Below are 20,630 nucleotides of genomic sequence, written 5' to 3' on the forward strand. Positions count from 1 at the left end.
CATCATTATAAACGTTGAATACTTTTATACCTTCATGCTACAGATTCAACTTGCAGATAATGAAGTAAATTTCCTTCAGGATTTTGTGAGAAAAGGACGTAAAAGCGCAAGAGAACTAACTCGAGCCCGTATTCTCCTTCTATCAAACCAGCAAACAGAAATCACTGAAATCGTGAAAATATTAGGTATTTCCAGGAGTACCACTTTGAATATACGGAAAAGATACCTTGATGAAGGTCTCCCCAATGCTCTTTTTGACAAATCGAGATCTGGTCAACCTATAAAATACACTGAAAAACATGTTGCAGAAGTAATCGCTTTAGCCTGCAGCAGTTCCCCTGATGGAAGCAAAAGATGGTCTCTTTCCCTGCTTACTGAAGAACTTAGGAAAAAAGAAGGATTTGAAACTATAGGTAAAGAGAGTGTCAGGCTTATTTTGAAAAAAGCAAAACTAAACCTTGGTTAAGACGGATGTGGTGTATTCAGACTATCGATACTGAATATAGAGACAGGATGTATGACATTCTTAGTCTGTATGAAGAGGATTATGATCCTAAAAAACCTCTTATCTGTCTTGACGAGAAGCCTAAGCAACTGCTCAGGGATAAAAGAATGAGCATTCCTATGAAGCTTGGAAGTTCAGAAAAATATGATTATGAGTATGTCAGAAACGGAACAGCAAACATATTCATGGCGGTAGAGTTCAAAGCAGGAAAAAGGGTAACTCAGGTAACCAAAAGAAGAACAATGAAGGATTTTGCACAATTCATGAAGATTCTTGTCACAGAAGAATATTCTGAAGCAGAAGTCATCAGACTGGTTACGGATAATCTCAATATCCATAAAGAGAAGTCATTCTACGAAGCATTCTCAGAAGAGGAAGCAAAGAAGATTCTGGACAAGATAGAGTTCCATTACACGCCAAAACATGCAAGCTGGCTCAATGCTGCTGAAATCGAGATCAATGTCATGGATATCGAATGTACAGGAAGAAGGATCGGGGACATCGAGACGCTTAAAAATGAAGTGGATTCATGGACAAAGAGAAGGAATGAACACAAAAGGAAAATTGAATGGAAGTTTACAAGGAAGAATGCAGATGAGAAAATGTCAAAGTATTATGTGAAATAATTAAATGGTCATGACACTAGATAATCCTGATCGGTCTATTATTTATACATATATTAAAACTAAACCGGGAGCATTCATCGATGAAATTGTAGAAAAAACAGGCTTCGGCAGAGGAAGAGTAAGGCATCATATAACCATTCTAGAAGTTCAGAACAAAATTGAAGTCCATAAAGACGGCAGAAAGATTAGGTATTTCGAAAATAATTCTACTTATGATGAAGAAGAAAGAAAAATTATTTCTGCCCTTCAAAACATAACAAGTCAAAGAATAATTTCAGAAATACAAAATGGGAATTGTGATACAAACTCAGCTCTTGCATATGAAATTGGAGTTTCCAGAGCTACAATTAGCTGGTATATGAGAACTCTTAAAGAAATGGGACTTATAAATGAAGAAAGAAAAGGAAAAAACATTATTTATAGAGTAAACCCTACTTATGAAAACTTGATCGAAAAATATAGATAAAACAACCTTGAATCCGGTTTCAAAAATACTGATTATCAAAAAATTTCTGAAAAAGTCTGCTTCAATCTCTACATCCTTTTTTAATTGAGCAAAATTAAAGGCCAACTTTACCGTAGAAGAATACAAATCATGGCAGGTTGTCTCAAAACTATACCTGATCGCACATTTGGGTCAGAAACCCGTAATCTTTATCTTTTTTACAAAACTAAATTCCAGTGTTTCCCATGTTTAGAAAATACGATCAAAAGCAGCAGTTTTTACTTCCATTAAACCTGGAAGATTTTGTTCCTGAAAATCATCTCGCCCGAGTACTAAACGACATCGTAGATGTCGTTGATATCACTGCTATTGAATCCACTTATTCTAAGGAAGGCTGCCCAGCCTATCATCCAATAATTCTTTTAAAAATATTACTTTATGGTTATCTTATAGGCATTAGAAGTTCACGTAAACTGCAACAAATGACTCAAACTGATACTGCATTTATGTATCTGGCAGCCATGCAAAAACCTGATTTTCATACTATTTGTCGATTCCGTTCAACTCACCTTGGTCCTATTAAAGAGATATTTTCCCAGGTTGTCACTTTTTGTAAAGAAATGGATATGATTGGTTCCAGTATCTCGATTGACGGAACAAAGATCAAGGCAAATGCTTCATCAAGACAAAGCAAGAGTTCGGATTCTCTCGAAAAAGAAATAGATCGGATACTAAAAGAGAGTATTGAGACAGATAAGTATGAAGATGAAATTTATGGTGACTCAACACCATATCAGATTCCAGAAGAGCTAGTTGACAAGAAGAAAAGATTAGAGAAGATTAAAAACGCTAAGAAGAAGCTTGATGAAGAAAAGCTGAAAAAAGTAAACATCACAGACAACGATGCTCGAATTATGAAACATAAAGATGGGAGCAAGAAACCTTCATACAACTGTCAGGTTGCTGTTGATGAAAAGGAACAAATTATCGTTGCAGCAGACGTTGTCAACGAAGAAAACGACCTGCATCAAGTAGAACCAATCATACAGAACGTAAAAAATACACTGGGATATAAACCAACAATCGTGCTTGCAGATGCAGGTTATTTTTCATATGAGAATCTGGAATTTTTACAGGAAGAAGGCATTGATGCTTACATTCCTGACAACTACTATAAAGCTGAAAAAGAAGGAAAAACCAGGAAGTTCAGGAAATCTCTTTTTAAATACGACGAAGAAAAAGACTGCTATTATTGTCCTGCTGCTTTTGAAATTCCCTTTTCAAGAATACAAAAGAGGAAAGGTGAGCCTGATTTAAGGTATTATGTCTGTAGCTATTGTTCTCAGTGTGTGTTGAAAAATGCATGTACTGAGAGTGGAAAAAGAACAATAACAAGAGATCCTCGAGAACATTTAATGAAGGATATGAGGGCTAAACTGAACACAGAAGAGGGTACGGAAAAGTATCAGAAAAGAATGTCTACCGTAGAACCTGTGTTTGGACAGATGAAACAGGATAGAGGGTTTAGGGAATTTCTGCTGAGGGGGAAAAGGAAAACAGGAATTGAATTTGTTATGATGTGCACTGTACACAATATAAAGAAAATAGCAGATTTCATAAAAAGACAAGGGAAAAACCTGAAAGAAATGCTGAAAATGATAGTTGGAGGAGAAAGTAAAGGATGGAATAAGGGGAGAATTCAAGCGAGAATGGCAAATACGCTATGTTGAGCTATGAAAATTTACTTTTTCTTGTTGAAATGAAATAAAAATTGAAAGGGCATTACCCAATTGTAGAATTAAAAATGGTTTTGAGACTACCTGATGGGATTTCTTTTTTAGCGAAAAATTTGGTCACTAGCATAAGGCTTTAGATAATTAGCATTAGACTGCTCTATATATAACTTCCGGCAAATCTCTCTAACTGTTTTTTGTAGCTCATTTTAGATCTGTAAAGATTCTCTGATCTCTGATAGTTAGAGAGATTTGCCGGAAAACTTATAAATAATTCTCTAAAACTGAGTAAGTGGAATGTTTCACAGAGTTCAGTAAAGTTTGAGACCGATCCTGAACCCTGCATACCCGAAGGCATGAAGTATATAACTTTATAACTATTTTAATGTATGCTTCTTGCCTCTTGAATAGAAGTAAAGAGGTGGAATAGATTGAGGTTAAATGACAAAGTTAGAAAAAATCAGCGGGCTTTTCATGATAATGCTCGTTGTAGGTATGATACTTGTTACGCCTGCGATGGCGTGTCCGGCTGGAAAAGATTGCTCTAATGTATCTCAAAACTGCCCAGCGTGTGGATATTTAAGTGCTCCAAAATCAGATGCTGAAGTGAACATGATAGAGATATCAAAAGAAAAAGAAAAAAAATTATAGCAGAAGCATTATCTGATGAAAGAATCTCAAAGTTAAACAGTGAGCTTAAAAAACTAGGCTACACTCCTTCTACTAGTGAATTCAAGGCATCGATGCTAACTACAACAACTACAAACGAAACGGTCACAAGTTCGATTGTAATAATGCCATTTGACAACGGGCGTAAAAATGAATCTGCTGTCGCAGTATTTACTTCTAATGAACATGGAAGTGCTGCCATAGCAGCTATGCGAAATAACAGTGAGGTCACATTACTAGAGTACGATTCTGTTAAGGGTACCTTCCAAGTAAGTTCGGTGGATTGTGACTTCTGTATGTGGGCTGTTGATAAAATATGTGGTTACCTCGCAGAGGGAGGATGCGCTTATGCATGTGCGCAACTAGCTACAAAGATTCCGCATCCAGCTTGGATGGCTGTTTCAGCGGCTTTTTGCTGGGTAATATGTGACTTCGTTCTAGAAAATTATGCATGCAGTTGGAGCGCAACTACAGTTTGTCAAGAAGTGGGGTTGTGCTAGTGAAACCTATCATTACTTCTATTATTACTTTTTTTCTTTTTTTAATAATGTCATCAGTTATTCGTATCACAATAATGTCTTATTATCCACAATATACCTATTTTGCGCACGTACTTTCTTCGTTTTTGATTGCTATAGGTTTTGCATTTTCAATCCCCTTCATATTTATGAAATATCTCTCACTTCCCCCTAATTATAGCCCAAAGACGAAGAAAAGGATCCAAATTGGGTTTACTATTTTGGTTTTTATATCATCATTTTTAGGATCCTATTTTGGAAATATGCCAAAAATATAATCAATTACGTAGGAGATTCTAAAATGTTAAAAAGAATCATAATTATTCTTTTCTTCTTTATAGTTGTAGGTGGATGTTTAGAAGAGACAAACAATTTATTAAACGCTGAAAAAATAATAAATAATTCTCAGGAAAGATACGGATCTATTGACGTATTTAAGTATACAGTAATTTCCACAACAGAGTTTCAAGGAGAAGAAGTAACTCAAAAAATAGATTTTTTGTTTAAGAAGCCAAACAAGTATAAGTGCATTTATCAACCAAAGAACTTAACTATAGTTTCTAATGGAACAGTTAGCTGGATATACGATTTAACTAAAGGTGAAGTAACAGTAAAACATTTAGAAGGCTATAAAGGAACATCAGATTTTGATTATGGCACTCTTCTTAAAGACTTACTTATAACTAATAATGTGAAATTAATTGGAGAAAAGGAATTGTTTGGAAAATCATGTTATATAATTGAAGCTATACCAAAAAATAAAACTTCTGTAGTATCTCAAAACATGTGGATAGATAAAGAAAGCTTGATTCCAGTTAGAATCGATATAAATTTTGGAGATTATAAATCAAGGGTAGAATACACAAATATATTCGTAAACACTGATGTTAACGACAATGAATTTGAGTTTACTCTACCAAAAGGCGCAAGAGTTATAGAACCGAGCACAACACTTCCCAACCAAGTCGGTATAGAAGAAGCTCAGAAGAGCGTAAATTTTACAATATTGAAACCTTCTTATTGTGCTGGGTATCAATTCGCAGGGGTGACAGTACTTGGATATGGAAATAGTGTTTATTTAACCTATTCTAAAGAAGGAAACGTGTTAACTATTTTTCAAACTCCGTCTAAGAGTTCAGTATCAAATTCAGGAAATATTACAATCGAAAATTTAAAAGGGAAGACAATCGAAAAGTTTGACAATAAAATTATCAAATATAACTATAGGAATACATATATTATAATTACAGGTCCAGTAAGTGAACAAGAACTTATAAAAATAGCGGAGTCTTTGGAATAATATCACATTTCGAACAATAGAGTTCAAACTTACAAACATGAAGTCATTTCTAATAAATAAAATGAAACATATAGTCATCATATTCTATGGATTGATCCCAAAATCTGGATGCCGCTAAAGATCCAAAGTTATAACGGCGACAAACTTCTGATGACACTAGAATATGAGAATTATTCTATAAATTCAGGCATAAAAGATGCTGAATTTAAACTTAAACCTCCAGAAGGTACTGAGGTGGTCAATATATGAATATAGATCCTATTGTAAAAGAAGAGTTATTACGTTCATTCCCTGTACTTTTTTTTAGTTTTTTAATAATCGGGCTCCTAAATAGGGAAGGATATCTCTCGATAGGGATATCAGGAGTACTTATTCTGGCTCTCTGTCTTACAGCTATACACTTCTCGTTTATGGTCTGGTATAGAAAAAAGGAACAAATTGATAACAATAGTATATCCTTTATAATTAACCATATTTTTAGCTCAAAGTCTAATGAAGAAAAAACCACAGAGCCTTATAGAGATGAAAAAACTAAAATTTCTTCATCAATTCGAGAACATATAGGTCTTTTACTCTTTACAATACTTCTGTATGTCGCTTATCTTTATGCTTCTGTAGTTTATAATATGGATCAGATATACTGGATTTTGCTTTTATTATTTATCGGAGTCTCACTCTCAAAGATCATATATGGTGAAAGGAAAGCAAATCAAAATGATCCAATAAGATTGCTGATTTTCTATATAATCGCTTGTGTCTTCATTTTTGTACGTTACCTTGTTCTTGGCTATCCTATTCTTCCGATTTTGAAAGGAAGTATAATTCTTGGAATATTACTGATATTCTTGATTTTAGGAATAAAATGGTCGCAGCGAAAACAGAATTCAGATAATTGAATTTCCTATTATAGACATACACAAATTCGTGAAAATAAAAGATGTACTTATAGGGATTTTCATGAAAAACGTTTCTCGTATAATAGCTCTCCTGACTATCATTTTTTGGAAGAGGAAAAGAATACTAATTCCACAGAAAAGATACCAAAAAAAGAACAGTATAATGAGTATATAGATACAGACTTTAATTTGCCATTTGCCTATTCACTCGGCTTCTTTGCAGGTTTTTCTCCCTGCCTGATGGCTATACTCGGTTTTCTTTTAAGCTTTAATGCAGGAACAAGTAGTAGCACAAAAAACGGTATGGTACGTGCAATAATATTTGGATTGGAATTGGTGAGTTCTTATATAGTTTTAGGTATCTGTTTGCTCTCTTTTAGAAAATCGATTCCCAGTTTGTAAGGTTTTTCTTATATTACAGGCTTAATTATAATTTTCATTGGATTAAACCTTATGGAAATCTTAAAATCACCTGTTGCTCTGGATAACTATTTTCAGAACTCTGCTCGGAGATATGCGGGTACTCTGGGTGGAATTTTTTTCCTTGGGATATTATTTTCGTTTGTAAAAGTTCCCTGCAATGTTCCGATGCTCCTTGTGTTACTCAATAAAACCATCACAAATGGAACAGCAAATAATCTGATCCTGTTACTTGCTTTCAGTGCTGGAGTATGACACCTTTTATTGGAATTGGCTTAATAGGAAGCTATACTCTATCTAAACAAATCCGTTATATAAAATAACCTTGATTCCGGCTTTAAAAATACTGATTATCGAAAAGTTCCTGAAAAAGTCTGCTTCAACCTCATTATATCCTTTTTTAATTGGGCAGATATTTTTCTTCAATCTACTTTTTTAACAAAAAATCTGGTTACTAGCTGTAGATTTTAAATAATTGACGTTGAACTGCTCTATATATAACTTCCGGCCAATCTCTCTAACTGTTTTTTGTAGCACATTTTAGAGTTGTAAAGATTTTCTGATCTCTGACAGTTAGAGAGATTGGCCGGAAAACTTATAAAGGATTCTCTAAAACTGATTAAGTGGGAATGTTATACAGGGTTCAGTAGAGTTTGAGAGCAATGCTGAACCCTGCATACCCGAAGGCATGAAGTATATAACTTTATAACTATTTTAAAGTTTGCTTCTTGCCTCTTGAATAGAAGTAAAGAGGTGGAATAGATTGATATTAAACAGCAAAGTTAAACGAATTAGCGGGCTTTCTATGATAATGCTCGTTATAGGTATGATACTGGTTACGCCTGCAATGGCATGCCCTCCAAACAAGCCCATCGATCCTAAAGTTGAAAAAGAGATTGTAACGGTGATTTCAAAAGAAATATCAGTCCCTAAAGATTATACAATAGTTGAGAATAGCGAAACGAATGGATATTTCTTGATATTTAGCCCATCTAGCACATCTACTAAGCTGATCGATATTTCCTCTAAGTATGAAATATTGGAAGTCTGGGATGGAACAGTTTCTGCTATTCCTGGTGGCCAGAAAGCTAGTTTTGTTTCAGACAAAGGTAATGAAGTATCTGCGACGCTGATAGGTGATCCAACTTCAGATTCTGCCACGTTTACCGTTTACGATTCATCCAATGAGAAAATCACAATCACTCGCGCCAGTTGCAAAGATATATGCATGGGAGGGTGTGGAGCGCTTGTTGGACAAGCATGTGGAACCGGTTGCCCTAAACTGTGTGCTTATCTTGTGTCAAGTGGAGTTGGTGTAGTTGGCTGTATTGCAGGATGTATACTTATATGCGGTGCAGGAACTATAATTGGCTGTGATTCAATTTGTAATTACTTGTGTTCATAAACAACTCTTAGTGAATTTTAATAAATAATAGTTTTTAGCCAGTTGTTTTTAAGGAGTATAACCAATAAATTAAAACTGGAGGCTTATTAAAAATCTTCTTATTTAATTTTTTTATTTATTTGGTAACGAATACGGATAACCGCAAAAGCTGAAGCAGCTATATTCTATTAAAAATGTGAGGAAATATGAATGGACTTGAACTGGGTCAAACCATTGGAACATTAGTAGTTGGACTTAGCATTTTTCTCTATAGTCACAATAAAGGGTTATCTCTTTTTAAGTGTATACTCTCCGCTTTTGGAGCATCTATCCTTTTCTATGTAGGTGGGGCTATTGCTATATATTTTATAAATAAATGAGGCTAAATATGAAACAAATGAAAGCAATGCTTCTGCTGGCAATTTTTACTTTTTGCGTTATTCCTGCCAGTGCAATGCCGGGAGTCTATGAGAATCTCTCTAATAATGAAATTGACACTCTCTCACACTTTTACCAAAATAATACTGAATTCGTTTATGTTTTTAATCAATCATGCGAAATTCAAAAAGATTATCCTTTTTTTTCTTACACTCTAGCGTTAAAATGTCACCGGCAAGTAATCAAAAAAGATATACTCAATCAGATTCAACGTGAAGGAAAAGAGCAAACGATTAAAAATCTGAACGAGTCTCTCCGGAAAGAAATAAATGATCTAGGATCTGAGATATATCAATTAAATAATAGTGAAAGGACTTTTTCAGCTAATGAGTGGCTATCCCTTTCATCGGAAGAATTGTCCAAAAGTGCCCAAAAATTACGAGAAGCTCAGGAATATTTAGGAAGAGGGAATGCCGACAATGCTGTTGACAGTTTGGTCGGATCAAGTTTTGACCTGTACAAAGCAAAGATTTATTTAAATGTAGCAAAAGAGGAATCTTACTCTCAATCGAAAATAGACGCTGAAGAGTTCAAGACGCTCGAAAAAGGCATTGCGCAAAAGTGGATAAGCGATGCAGAAAATAAAATACAAGAATTAAAGACGGCGGAAGTTGGAGAATTTAATGGAGGTCTTCCTCAAGACTATTTAAACATATCCAAGAAATACTATTCTGAGGAAAATTACTACTTATCAACTATGCACGCTGCCAGCTCTATAGCTTTAGTCAAAATTGAGTTGAGTAACGAGACGGAGATAACAAATCAGTCAGTTATAATAACGAAAGCAAAAGAAGAACTAACAGTTTCAAAAAATTCTTTTGAGAATATTACCGCTACACAAGGAATCGATTCGCCAATAACTGAACTCCACTTGGAGATGGCAGGAGTATATCTTGAAGAAGCAGATAAAAATGATTCTGCAAGCGTTTACCCTCTTGCAGTTGATTCTATTCGGAATTCAATAATCGCAAGAGAACAAACAAGAGCAGTTTCTGAACTCTTAGCGAATATAAGCGAGCCGGCCGACCCTCTAACAATATCAGAAGACACACAGAAAGTGTCTTCTGGAATAATGGATAGTGGGGGGAAGTTATTAAAAATTGTAAGCAAAAAATTTACTCAATACTTTTTCTAAACTGGGGAATGTAATCGATTGAAATTATGTCGGAGGACTACACATAAAGAAGTGAAAATTTGACCTCAAATTTAAAGCAAATTTGTGAACTGCCAATTTTCTTTTTAAGCTTTGTAGAATATCTATTTAAATCAGCTTCATTGGCTGAAAATAAAAAATATATCAGGCATCCAGTTCAAATGGATTCCAGTTCAAATGGATGATGATTATTTGTTTAAGAGGTTCTACAGAGCCAAAACAATATTTTTGCGGTTTTTAATGAGTTGAAGTTTAGAAAAAAGCTGAGTTTGAGTTAAACTTCCAAAGGTACAGTGGTTAATTATGAATATAGATGATATAGTAAAACAAGAATTATGGCGTTCATTGCCAGTATACTTCTTTTCTTTTTTAATAATTGGATATTTGGATATGGAGGGGTACATATCAGTAGGGAGGTCAGAAACATTTGTTCTGGCGTTCCTTGTAATAGCTATGCATTTCTCGCTTATGGTCTGGTATAGAAAAAAAGAACAAATTGATAATCCTTCTATTTTTTAATAATAAATTACATTTTTAGGTCAAAGAGTTCTGAAGAAAAAATCTCAGATGTTTCATGTTTGTGAAATAAATGATACACCTTAGGGATTCTCATGGAAAGTACTTCTCACACAATAACTGTACTAGCTGTCATTTGTTTATTTCTTACATTTATACCGCTAGCCTGTGCAGATTCGGTCACAATTGAGTATTTCCATCAAAAAGGTTGCCATGATTGTGAAATAACCGATCCAATTGTCGATCGAATAGAAGCTCAATATGAGAGCATGGTTATATCAAAAATTGAAACCAGTACTGCTGACGGTTTCAACCAATGGAATAAATATGGTTTTCTTGAAGTCCCGGCTATTGTGATAAACAATGAAACAAAAATTCCCAAAGAAGAAATTACTGAAGAAAAGCTGAAAACTTTAATTGATGAATATCTTGTGGAAGAGGAAAATATTACTGAATATACTACAGAAGAGGTAACGAGAAAAGAACAGGAAATCGAGTATATAAACACAAACCTGAATTTGCCATTTGCCTATTCTCTCGGCCTTTTTGCGGGTTTTTCACCCTGCCTGATGGCCATACTTGGATTTCTTTTAAGCTTTACTGCAGGGACGAGCAATACTGCGAAAAGCGGAATGGTACGTGCAACAGTGTTTGGATTGGGGCTGGTAGGTTCTTACTTAGTATTGGGCCTGTGTTTACTCTCATTCCGAAAGTCAATTCCAGATTTGGAAAGCTTTTCTTTTGTTACAGGCGTCATTGTAATTCTCATTGGATTAAACCTTCTGGGGGTCTTGAAATCTCCTGTAGTTCTGGATAATTATTTTCAGAGTTCTGCCAGGAAATATGCAGGCACTCTGGGTGGAGTTTTCTTTCTTGGGATATTGTTTTCTTTTGTAAAAGTTCCCTGCACTGCTCCAATGCTCCTTGTACTTCTCAACAAGACTATTACAAACGGGACTGTTAATGATCTGGCTCTATTGCTTGCTTTCAGCGGAGGGGTATTGACACCTTTTATTGGAGTTGGCATGATAGGGGGCTATACCCTGTCTAAACAGATTCGTTCATATAAAATGTATCTGAAAAAAATCAGCGGATTTGCACTTATATTTTTTGGATTATGGATTATGATTTAAGCTTTAAGATATAAACCAAAATAAGAAGTTAAATCTAAATAATTGATTAACACATGGAACTTGCGTAAATTGTATGGAATTTATTACATAAGACTTACAATGGTGTGAAAAATATGGATAACCTAAACCTTAATAATCTGTTATTTGATCCGAATTCGTTTTTCAGGGAAAAGTCAAGAAACAATGTCGATTTTAAGTATCCTGTATTGATAATACTTGTAATTGCTGTAATTGCAATGGTTTCAAGTTTTCTGGCTATTAATCAAATGCGTGGACTGCTTCCTTCTGAGATGAGTTCATACATATCGACTACAGCAATTATATTCGGGGCTGTTTGGGGTTTGATCTGGGTCTTTTTAACCTGGTTTATAGTAGCTGGAATCTTATATTCAATATCATATGTGTTTGATTCAAAGGGTTCTTTCAAAAGGACATTGGAGTTTGTAGGTTATGGATTTGTGCCAAAAATATTAAGCAGTTTGATAGGCGTTTTTGTATCATACAAACTTACGTCTTCGGTGGATTTTTCATCACATGATCCGCAGCTTATAGCTGAAAGTACAGCGCAGATGTTTTCAAATAATCCCCTGTACTATACCTCAGAAATAGTTGTAATATTATGCCTCTTACTGTCTGCATATATCTGGGTGTTTGCACTTTTACATGCGCGAAACATGTCAATTAAAAATGCCACCCTTGCTGTCGGTATTCCGGTGGGCCTGTATGCTGTTTATCGGGTATATATATTCCTGTTTACCACAGGGAGCATTTAACTCTCTCAAAATAAAAGGAATATATCATATCTGATAAGATGTGTGCTGGTAGGATACATGCCTGAAATCAATATAATCAATATTTCACTTTTTAGTTCCAAGTTTTTGGGAATAACTACAAGTAATCAGAAGCATGCAGAGAGATTTCCTGCAAAAGTCCTTGCCGTCACGAAGATCATGGAAGTTTATATGCAGATCTGGAGCAGAAGCCGAAAGCAGCTTATCTGGTTAAAAGGCGCCAGTATCAATTTTGTAAGGCCGGTAGACCTTGTAGAATTCAGCTTCACTTTATTTTCACTTTATTTTCATTTTATTTCAAATAGAGAAAGTATAATATTTCAGAAAATGTATTTTGCTGGCAGAACAATCAAACTCTCTTAAATTTCCTTGCTCTGCTCCATATCTGCATCTGTAAATCAAACAAAACATATTATTTTTTCAGGATCTGTTAATTAATATTTGGGATGAGGAGTATGATAAAGAAGAAAATTGTTTCTATGCTCATTTTGATAAGTTATATCGTTATTACATCTGGTTGCGTGAATGAACCGGAAACAGAAGATACTGAGCTTATTGCAGAAGAAATTGCAGCAAAGATGCAGGAAAAAGAAAACAGCATCGGGGATTCTTCATATACCCTTTATATGACGACGTATTTTGAAGGAGAGAAAACACAGGAAAGTGAATTTGATATTGTGTATAAAAAGCCGAATATGAAGAAAACAATTACAAAAGGGACAGAGAATGAAAGTGTAATGATTTACGATGGAAAAATTGAGTGGTTGTACGATCCCGAAACAAATATTGTCCAGAAAATAAAAGTTCCTGAAGAATATCAAATCGAAATTGATTATATTAAGCTCTTTAACGATATTTTAAATAAATATGATATTTCTGCTTCTGGAAATGATACTATTGATGGGAGAACTGCATATCTGCTTGAAGCAAAACCGAAAGAAGGAATAGAGGAAAGTATTTTAATCGACGAGATCAAAATCTGGGTTGATGGGGAAAGCTGGATGCCCCTGAAGTATGAAATTTACCAGGGCACGCAGAGAATAGAAATCGAGATCCAAGATTTAAAGATAAATACCGGAATACCGGATTCCGAATTCATATTTGACGTACCTGAAGGAGCAGAAGTGGTCACAATGAATTTTGAAGATCTGCTTAACAAAAATAGATCTGAGGAACGAATAAAGGTGCCTGATGAAGGAGGGAAAGAGACAACCATGGTTGCTGTTATCTGAATAGATATCATATGCGATCTAATTCTTATGAACATAAATGGAAGGTTACGCCTCAATATATCCTTCCTCTCAAAGATACATAAAACCGGAAAGCTGAAAGTTCAAAGTCTATGGAGAGTCAGTCAGTGGAACCGAAGATAATACAATAGAAAAAGCAGCGCAAAGTAACATAAAAAAGAATCAAACAGATGAAAACAAATATGAGTCAAAGAGTATATTAAATCCCGCCCGAAGGCGGAACTTGAAGTTACTCTACTTGGAATTACTCTGCTGCCGGAGCTTCTTCTGCGGTTTCGAGGCCGAGAAGGGCTTTTATGGACTTGCTTCCGTATTCTACTACTTTGGCATTGACCTGTACGATATCAGGAGCGATTTCCTTGCCGCGCATCATCTTTCTCCTGCGCTGTCCAGGGAGCTTTGGAGTATACCCGACACCTGTTGCGGTCAGGATCCTCTGTCTCCTGGGACCGGGGAGGTCCGGCTTCATAACGAAACCGCTGCCGTCACAGCCGCCAGTGATCTGGACTTTGTAACCGGCAAGCCCGAAAATGGCACCGTCAACAACGTCCCCTATTGACTTTCCGATTAATGCGTTTGCTTCAGCATCCTTAATATCGATCTGGTAAGCACGCGCTTGTTTTGGGTCAGAAACTACAACTTTGAAATTTGCCATGTGAAATCCTCCAATCAGTTTTATCTGTAATTATTGCCTTACCTTACTTTTTTATCTGAATTTTACCTGAATGTGTTATCCGAATCAGTATCTTACCTTTTACCTGACTCTTTCCGAATTCCCGCTTTTGCCTGACATTATGCTGCTATCTGCATATCAGCTTTTACTTTGCCCAGAAAGGATTGCCTTTCCTTTTGAGTGTCAGGAAGATGTCGAGAGTTTCCTTTTCGTCGGTTGAAAGGGAATCATAGATTTCGTGCTCAAGAACTTTGGCATGCCTCTCAGGTACATTAACATAGAGCACGTCTTCTTCTTTGATCTGCCTGCCTACGGTTGCACCTTCGATTGCCATTGCAACCTCTTTGCCTATCTTTGCAGAAGAAATATTTTCCCCTTCGGACTGCAGACCCTTGATTTTGCCCACAACGTTTCCGTTCTCAAGCATAACGTCTGCATTTGTCCTGACAACTCCTCCAAGCACCCTTACCCCGACGACGGCGGGTTTGCTCTGCCGGAAAACACATCCGGGAAGGATCTTAAACTTGCCGGGGCGGATTATTGTTTCGAAAATCTTCTTCTCAGCCTGTTCCTGCTGTTCCTTTACGTACTTCTGGTAATCTTCAACCAGGCGGTAGATCACGTCACTTGTGAATACCTTTACATTGCTTTCCTGCAGGAAGTCTCTGGCATCAGGGTGGACTTTGACACTGAAACCTATAAGCACAGAGTAAAGAGGGTCTTCAACTGTCGAAGCCTCAACCGCGTCCCTGTGAGAGATGTCTCCTACTTCAGCTTTCCTTATAGGGACATTATCTTTCTTGAACTCGTGGACAAGGGCTTCAAGGGAACCGAGGGTATCTGCTTTAATCATGATCCCGACTGAGCCCGTATCAATCCTGACTTCATCGATCTCTGACTTTACCTGGGCTATAATCTCATCGAGGATTTCCTCTGTTGCAACCCTTATAGGAGAACCTGCAAGTGCACTTTCAAGTCCCGGAGCCGATATTTTCACACCAGCTGCAGCAGTTACCTTATTCACCTGCTGGAACTTGCTCTCGTAACGGATTTCGGAAAGCTCTCTGGGCTTTAAAAGAGCTCTTACCTTTGTCTGGATAGGCTCGCCAAGGCTTCCGATAACAACCGTATCTCCTTTCTTCAATGTTCCGTCGTAAAGGATAATGTCAAGGGTTGCTCCAAGACCCTTTTCTTCCTTTACTTCAAGGACAGTTCCGACTCCCGGCCCTTTGGCACTGTACTGCAGGTTTGCCTCAAGGAACTTCTGAGCAAGACCCAAAAGCACCATAAGGACATCAGGGATGCCTTCTCCTGTAACAGCACTTACAGGGACCACACCAAGGGTTTTCTGGAAGTTTGTGACCCGATCGTAGCGTTCTGCGGCAAAGCCCTGGTTGTAGAGTTCACCTATAACCTCGTAGAGTTTTGTTTCGAGCCGCGCCTGGACATCACTGGACTGTTTTTTGAAAGTAGCAGCAAAAGGAAGATCTCTCTGTGAAACCCAGCCGCCGATCCTGTCGATTTTATTGGCAACAACAACAAAAGGAGTTTTAAACCTTTTCAGGATCTGCAGGCTCTCGTAGGTCTGGGGTTTGAAGCCTTCATTTATGTCAACAACCACAATAGCAAGGTCGGCAAGGGCACCTCCTCTGCTTCTGAGGGTTGTAAAAGCGTGGTGTCCCGGAGTATCAATAAAAAGCAGTCCTGGTACCATGAAGCGGTCCCTGAGCCTGGGGTCTCCGAGTTTATTGACAATCACGTCTATAGGGACTTCGGTTGCCCCGATATGCTGGGTGATAGCCCCGGCTTCTCCACTGACAATTGCAGTACCCCTGATCTTGTCAAGCAGAGTGGTTTTTCCGTGGTCAACGTGCCCCATCACGCAGACTATAGGAGTCCTTAGATTTTTCTTGTCAGCCATATACAGAACCTCTCTCATTCCCGCGTCTTATTTGCTGCAGGTCCAGAAGGGTCCGGGTTTTTCCCGGAAGGACCCATTTACAGGTAACGGATGAGTGAAAGCCCGGATCGCGCCCGAAAGTATTCAAAACACGAAAAGGCTCTCTTGTACCTGCATTACTCGTACAGACAGACCTCATCGACTCTGGAATACTTCGCGATTTCGGAGTCCTTAAAGTGAATTGCAATTTCTCTTGCTGCAGCGTCTGGAGAATCAGAGGCATGAACCACATTCCTTCCCACATCCAGAGCAAAGTCTCCGCGGATGGTTCCGGGAGCGGCATCCACAGGGTTTGTAGCCCCGTTTATTGCTCTCATAACCTTAACTGCATCCTTTCCTGCAACTACCATTGAGACTGAAGGACCTGAGGTAATGAATTCGATAAGGGAAGGGAAAAATGGCCTTGCTGCATGTTCACCATAGTGTTCTTTCGCAGTAGCTTCGGCAATAACATTCATTCTGAGGGCTACAATCTTCAAGCCTCTCTTTTCGATCCTGGAAATTACCTCTCCGACCAGCCCGCGCTGGACTCCGTCAGGCTTTACCATCACGTATGTCTGTTCCATATGCACACCTTCTGTATTCGAACTAACAGGCATTTATGCTTTTTTCAGCTGGATTTTGCCTTTCTCAGTCCACTCGGTGCGGCGCGGAAGCCTGCCAAGAGCGAAGTTGCTCATGCACTTGGAAGAGCACATGAAATAAGTGGAGCCGTCTTTCTTGATGTAGAGTTTACCGGTACCAGGCTCCAGCATCTGTCCGCAAAAATAGCATTTCCTCTGTTCCATTTATTTTCACCTACTATTTTTACCTGGTAGTCAGTTTCTTTGCTTCTCTTGACGTTTCCAGAAGCATCAGAATATCACCGATGCGGACAGGGCCAACACAGTTTCTTGTGATTACTCGACCTTTGTCTCTGCCTTCCAGAACCCTGCACTGGATCTGGCTTGCTTCACCATGCATACCTGTGTTCCCGATAACGTCAATAACTTCGGCAGCAAAGCCGCCTGTTGTGCTTTCTTCAGCCATAATCAGCACCTTCTGTTATCAGGGTTATTTAAGAGCGTCAAGCTTCTGAGCGATGTCCTGAATCATTTCAGCTGCCTTGCCTGCATCTACAATTGCCACGGTTGCACAGGAGACTCCAAGTCCGCTGGCTGCGCCGAGGTCTTTCTGGTTCTTGATGTAGATATAGGGAGCTTTCTTTTCTTCGGAAAGAGGGCCGATGTGAGCGACAATCTCTGCAGGCTCGATATCTTCGGCAATCAGGACAAGCTTTGCATTGCCTCTTTCGATTGCTTTTGTGGCTTCGTTTGTGCCCTTTTTAATCTTTCCTGTGTCTCTGGCAAGTTCCAGAGCTTCAAGTGCTTTGTTTGTAAGTTCTTCAGGAACATCGAATTTAGCTAATTGTGCCATTTAAGTTTCTCCTTCGAAATTGCGGATCTCGCAATTTTTCATCAATCATAGGTTTTTAACACATATCTGTCAACATCGAAAATTCAAATTCTAAGAAAAGAACCTGAAGTGCTTCAATGCGGAGAGTAAATGAGTTGAAACATAGATACTGCTAGCTAAATGCTGCAGAATGAACCTTAAAAATACATACTCACCTATAAACCTTCTGCTTGAAAAAAAAGGATAATAGACAGATGCCGGGAGCGAGACGGCAAAAATAGGAATATATAAGAAAAGCTTCCGCCATAAGTCGAAAATTAACAAATGCGTCATGATTATAAGGAATGTAAGGATTTTGATCTGTATGAACACAATCTATTATGAAGCCCATAATAATCTTTACCTGAACCTCACAAACCGCTGCAGTGCGGATTGTATTTTCTGCATCCGTAACTTTGCAGACGGTGTTTATGGGTACAACCTGAGGCTTTCAAAAGAACCGTCAACGGAAGAGATCATCGAAGCCCTTGAAGGGCTTGACCTTTCAAAGTACAGGGAAATCGTGTTCACAGGGCTTGGAGAGCCTACCCTCAGGTTAGATGTTGTGCTGGCAGTTACTCGCTGGCTTAAAAACCAGGGATTAAGGGTAAGACTTGATACCAACGGGCATGCTGCCCTGATTAACCCTAAACTGGACGTCATTGCAGAATTGAAAAAAGCTGGTCTGGATTCGGTTTCAGTTAGCCTTAATGCCGAGTCCGAGGAAAAATACAACAAACTCTGCAGGCCTGTCCATAAAAACGCTTACAGAGCTATGCTCGATTTTGTAAGAGGAGCAAAAGAAGCAGGAATCTCAACAAGGGTTACGGTTGTTAAAATCCCCGAAATTGATGTGGAAAAATGCAGAAAGGTCTCAGAGGAACTCGGTTCGGATTTCCATATCAGGTTACTCTCGGAGGCTGCAAGTCAAGAAATAAGGGAATAATTAAAATTTCAACTAAAAATCAGGGCTTTCTGTGTAAGAAAAGATAAAAAAGTATAATAAAGTTTACAGCATGTTTTGCAGTTCATTTCAGGGTCCGTCATTCCATTCAAAATTAAATATTGCAGAAAATGTTCTGTTTTTGGGAAACTCCTTTCCGGAGTTATCCCTATGTGTTTCTCAATCATTCCCTCATGTATCACTCTCTTCAAGGTTTTCAAAGTCCTCGGTATTCTCATCCATCTCCTGACGTTTGGTAAGCCTTCTTTTTAAGAAGAAAACCGTACCTGCCATGGACCCGATCAGAAGGGCAAGCGGAAACTTTATTGAATCAAATATCCCAAAAATGCTTGAAGAACTTTTTTCTGAAGGCAACTCCTCCATTCCCAGCTTACCCCCGGTTTTTATGTTTTCTTTCTTATCACCTGATGAAGCTGCAGCATCTTCTACCAGGTTTTCAATACCTCCTGTATCTACGGGGGTTTCTTCTACGGGCTGGATATTTTCTTCAAGAGAGGAATCTTGTGTCTTTACAGGCTCTTCTGGCAGGAAACTTGCATCCCCGGATAGCAGTGCAAAAGCGGTTGCGTTCCGTTTAAATATATATACTGCTCCTGCTTCACTCCCTGCAGCAATGGTCGAACTGTCGCGTGAAACATCCAGGCTGTTGATGTTCCCTCCGCAGCTGCAGTTCCAGAGTTCTTTTCCGCTCATATTAAGTGCATAGATGCTATCGTCCCAGCTCCCGGCTGCAATGAAAGATGAATCCGGCGCTATCTCCACAGCATAAACGTCATCTTTTACCTGGTAGTCCCATAGTTTTGCGCCTGTAAGGTTGAAGAGGTAAATCCTGTCGTCGAAACTTCCTGCAGCTAGATGGGATCCATTGCTGCTTAAAGAAACACTGCTGACCCAGTAACCGGGATTATGCATCCATGAAAATTCCCCTTTACGGTCAAAAAGATAAACGTTATAATTGGACCCTCCTGCAGCCACATAGTAAGCATTAGGGGTCATGGTTACACTGTTGATCAGGCTTCCTGTTTTTTTCCCCCAGAGGGTTTTTCCCTCACTGTCAAGGAGGTAAACATAATTATTAGCGCTTCCTGTTGCCACGTAATCCCCGTCTCTGGAAATAGCTACGCTGCGGACAGCATCTCCTGAATTAAAGCTCCATAAAAGTTTACCATCTTTGTCCAGGAAATATACCTTTCCGTCCTCGCCGCCTGTTGCAATGTAAAGCCCTTCAGAAGAGACTGCTACACTATTAATATTGCCTCCGGTTTTTCGGCTCCACAGGAGTTCTCCTTCCCGGTTAAAGAAGTACACTTTTCTATCATTGCTTCCTGCTGCAATTCGAGATCCATCTGAAGAAATCGATACAGTATAAACAATATCTCCTGTAGTATAATTCCATAGTTGCGTCCCCCTGGAATCATAATAATAAACTTTGTGATCAAACCCTCCGGCTGCAAGATAATTGCCTGTAGAAGAAAGTGATACAGTATTTACTATAGACCCTGTTTCACATCTGCCCAGCAGGTCAAAAGCCCTGAGTTCCGAAAGATTCACATCTCCGTCATCCAAAGCAAGTGGGTCTGCGGCTTCAGCACTCGAAATAAAGCAAAAAAACAGACCCAGTGCCAGAATTAAATTTATTCCCGATAAATGATTCATATAATTTATAATGAAGTACTTTATTACACATGAATTTTTTGATACAGTTGTTTTCCAGATGTAAATTTAGGTATATAATGAGATTAAACCAAAAAAAATAAAAAAAGAAATGCCTGTAGAAACCTCTAAAAAAGCCAGTTTCAATTAATTTAACTGGATATCAGGG

Annotated in this window: 21 protein-coding genes and 1 pseudogene; 15 read left to right on the forward strand and 7 right to left on the reverse strand. The window is 38.1% G+C overall.

The genetic code is table 11. The features are described from left to right. Positions 1-34: 34 nt before the first annotated feature. The 14 genes and pseudogenes from M886_RS17795 to M886_RS19580 all read left to right on the forward strand — a co-directional run bounded on the left by M886_RS17795 (position 35) and on the right by M886_RS19580 (position 13,759). Positions 35-1,131 (forward strand): annotated as a pseudogene (locus M886_RS17795) (IS630 family transposase). Between the two features lie 10 nt (positions 1,132-1,141). Next, positions 1,142-1,597, forward strand: a complete 456-nt coding sequence (locus M886_RS09760) for a winged helix-turn-helix transcriptional regulator (RefSeq protein ID WP_235203918.1) — start codon at positions 1,142-1,144, stop codon at positions 1,595-1,597. 224 nt (positions 1,598-1,821) lie between these two features. After that, positions 1,822-3,306, forward strand: coding sequence for an IS1182 family transposase (locus M886_RS09765; protein WP_015411731.1), 1,485 nt, complete (start codon positions 1,822-1,824; stop codon positions 3,304-3,306). Between the two features lie 444 nt (positions 3,307-3,750). Further along, positions 3,751-3,960 carry a hypothetical protein gene (locus M886_RS09770; protein ID WP_048051092.1) on the forward strand — a complete coding sequence of 70 codons (210 nt, stop codon included), beginning with the start codon at positions 3,751-3,753 and terminating at the stop codon, positions 3,958-3,960. A gap of 837 nt (positions 3,961-4,797) precedes the next feature. Then, on the forward strand, positions 4,798-5,796 hold the full coding sequence (locus M886_RS09780; RefSeq protein ID WP_048051094.1) for an outer membrane lipoprotein-sorting protein: 999 nt from the start codon (positions 4,798-4,800) through the stop codon (positions 5,794-5,796). 245 nt (positions 5,797-6,041) lie between these two features. Next, positions 6,042-6,692: a hypothetical protein gene (locus tag M886_RS09785; RefSeq protein ID WP_048051095.1), complete on the forward strand. Its 651-nt coding sequence runs from the start codon at positions 6,042-6,044 to the stop codon at positions 6,690-6,692. 105 nt (positions 6,693-6,797) lie between these two features. Next, positions 6,798-7,094: a hypothetical protein gene (locus tag M886_RS19135; protein ID WP_235203919.1), complete on the forward strand. Its 297-nt coding sequence runs from the start codon at positions 6,798-6,800 to the stop codon at positions 7,092-7,094. Between the two features lie 823 nt (positions 7,095-7,917). Further along, a complete protein-coding gene (locus tag M886_RS09795) occupies positions 7,918-8,517 on the forward strand; it encodes a hypothetical protein (RefSeq protein WP_152558016.1) in 600 nt (199 codons plus the stop codon). A 367-nt stretch (positions 8,518-8,884) separates the two neighbouring features. Continuing rightward, on the forward strand, positions 8,885-10,069 hold the full coding sequence (locus M886_RS09800) for a hypothetical protein (protein WP_152558017.1): 1,185 nt from the start codon (positions 8,885-8,887) through the stop codon (positions 10,067-10,069). Between the two features lie 321 nt (positions 10,070-10,390). Continuing rightward, a complete protein-coding gene (locus M886_RS19145; RefSeq protein ID WP_048051706.1) occupies positions 10,391-10,606 on the forward strand; it encodes a hypothetical protein in 216 nt (71 codons plus the stop codon). 266 nt (positions 10,607-10,872) lie between these two features. Continuing rightward, a complete protein-coding gene (locus M886_RS09810; protein WP_235203921.1) occupies positions 10,873-11,736 on the forward strand; it encodes a cytochrome c biogenesis CcdA family protein in 864 nt (287 codons plus the stop codon). Positions 11,737-11,849: 113 nt separating this feature from the next. Continuing rightward, entirely contained in the window at positions 11,850-12,509 is a 660-nt protein-coding gene (locus M886_RS09815) for a YIP1 family protein (RefSeq protein ID WP_048038200.1), read from the forward strand. 57 nt (positions 12,510-12,566) lie between these two features. Next, positions 12,567-12,890 (forward strand): hypothetical protein, encoded by a 324-nt coding sequence (locus tag M886_RS09820; protein ID WP_048038203.1) that lies wholly within the window; start codon positions 12,567-12,569, stop codon positions 12,888-12,890. Between the two features lie 92 nt (positions 12,891-12,982). Beyond that, positions 12,983-13,759 (forward strand): LolA family protein, encoded by a 777-nt coding sequence (locus tag M886_RS19580; protein ID WP_052727585.1) that lies wholly within the window; start codon positions 12,983-12,985, stop codon positions 13,757-13,759. A gap of 262 nt (positions 13,760-14,021) precedes the next feature. Here the strand turns inward: M886_RS19580 and M886_RS09830 are convergent, their stop codons facing one another. From M886_RS09830 to rpl7ae, 6 genes are all read right to left on the reverse strand, one after another. Continuing rightward, positions 14,022-14,432, reverse strand: a complete 411-nt coding sequence (locus M886_RS09830; protein ID WP_048045019.1) for a 30S ribosomal protein S6e — start codon at positions 14,430-14,432, stop codon at positions 14,022-14,024. A 163-nt stretch (positions 14,433-14,595) separates the two neighbouring features. Further along, positions 14,596-16,371: a translation initiation factor IF-2 gene (gene infB, locus M886_RS09835; protein WP_048045020.1), complete on the reverse strand. Its 1,776-nt coding sequence runs from the start codon at positions 16,369-16,371 to the stop codon at positions 14,596-14,598. A 155-nt stretch (positions 16,372-16,526) separates the two neighbouring features. Next, on the reverse strand, positions 16,527-16,976 hold the full coding sequence (gene ndk / locus M886_RS09840) for a nucleoside-diphosphate kinase (RefSeq protein WP_200880720.1): 450 nt from the start codon (positions 16,974-16,976) through the stop codon (positions 16,527-16,529). Positions 16,977-17,009: 33 nt separating this feature from the next. Next, complete coding sequence (locus tag M886_RS09845) at positions 17,010-17,198, reverse strand: 50S ribosomal protein L24e (protein WP_011034383.1); 189 nt, start codon at positions 17,196-17,198, stop codon at positions 17,010-17,012. Between the two features lie 19 nt (positions 17,199-17,217). Continuing rightward, entirely contained in the window at positions 17,218-17,439 is a 222-nt protein-coding gene (locus tag M886_RS09850; protein ID WP_011034384.1) for a 30S ribosomal protein S28e, read from the reverse strand. Between the two features lie 24 nt (positions 17,440-17,463). Next, complete coding sequence (rpl7ae, locus tag M886_RS09855) at positions 17,464-17,826, reverse strand: 50S ribosomal protein L7Ae (RefSeq protein ID WP_011034385.1); 363 nt, start codon at positions 17,824-17,826, stop codon at positions 17,464-17,466. 310 nt (positions 17,827-18,136) lie between these two features. Here rpl7ae and M886_RS09860 point away from each other — a divergent pair, with 310 nt between their 5' ends. Next, a complete protein-coding gene (locus tag M886_RS09860) occupies positions 18,137-18,790 on the forward strand; it encodes a TatD family nuclease-associated radical SAM protein (RefSeq protein WP_011034386.1) in 654 nt (217 codons plus the stop codon). A 189-nt stretch (positions 18,791-18,979) separates the two neighbouring features. Here M886_RS09860 and M886_RS09870 read toward each other — a convergent pair whose 3' ends face one another. Beyond that, complete coding sequence (locus M886_RS09870; protein WP_048051099.1) at positions 18,980-20,464, reverse strand: WD40 repeat domain-containing protein; 1,485 nt, start codon at positions 20,462-20,464, stop codon at positions 18,980-18,982. Between the last annotated feature and the right edge of the window lie 166 nt (positions 20,465-20,630).

The sequence above is a fragment of the Methanosarcina soligelidi genome, assembly GCF_000744315.1.
GTDB classification, from domain to species: domain Archaea; phylum Halobacteriota; class Methanosarcinia; order Methanosarcinales; family Methanosarcinaceae; genus Methanosarcina; species Methanosarcina mazei.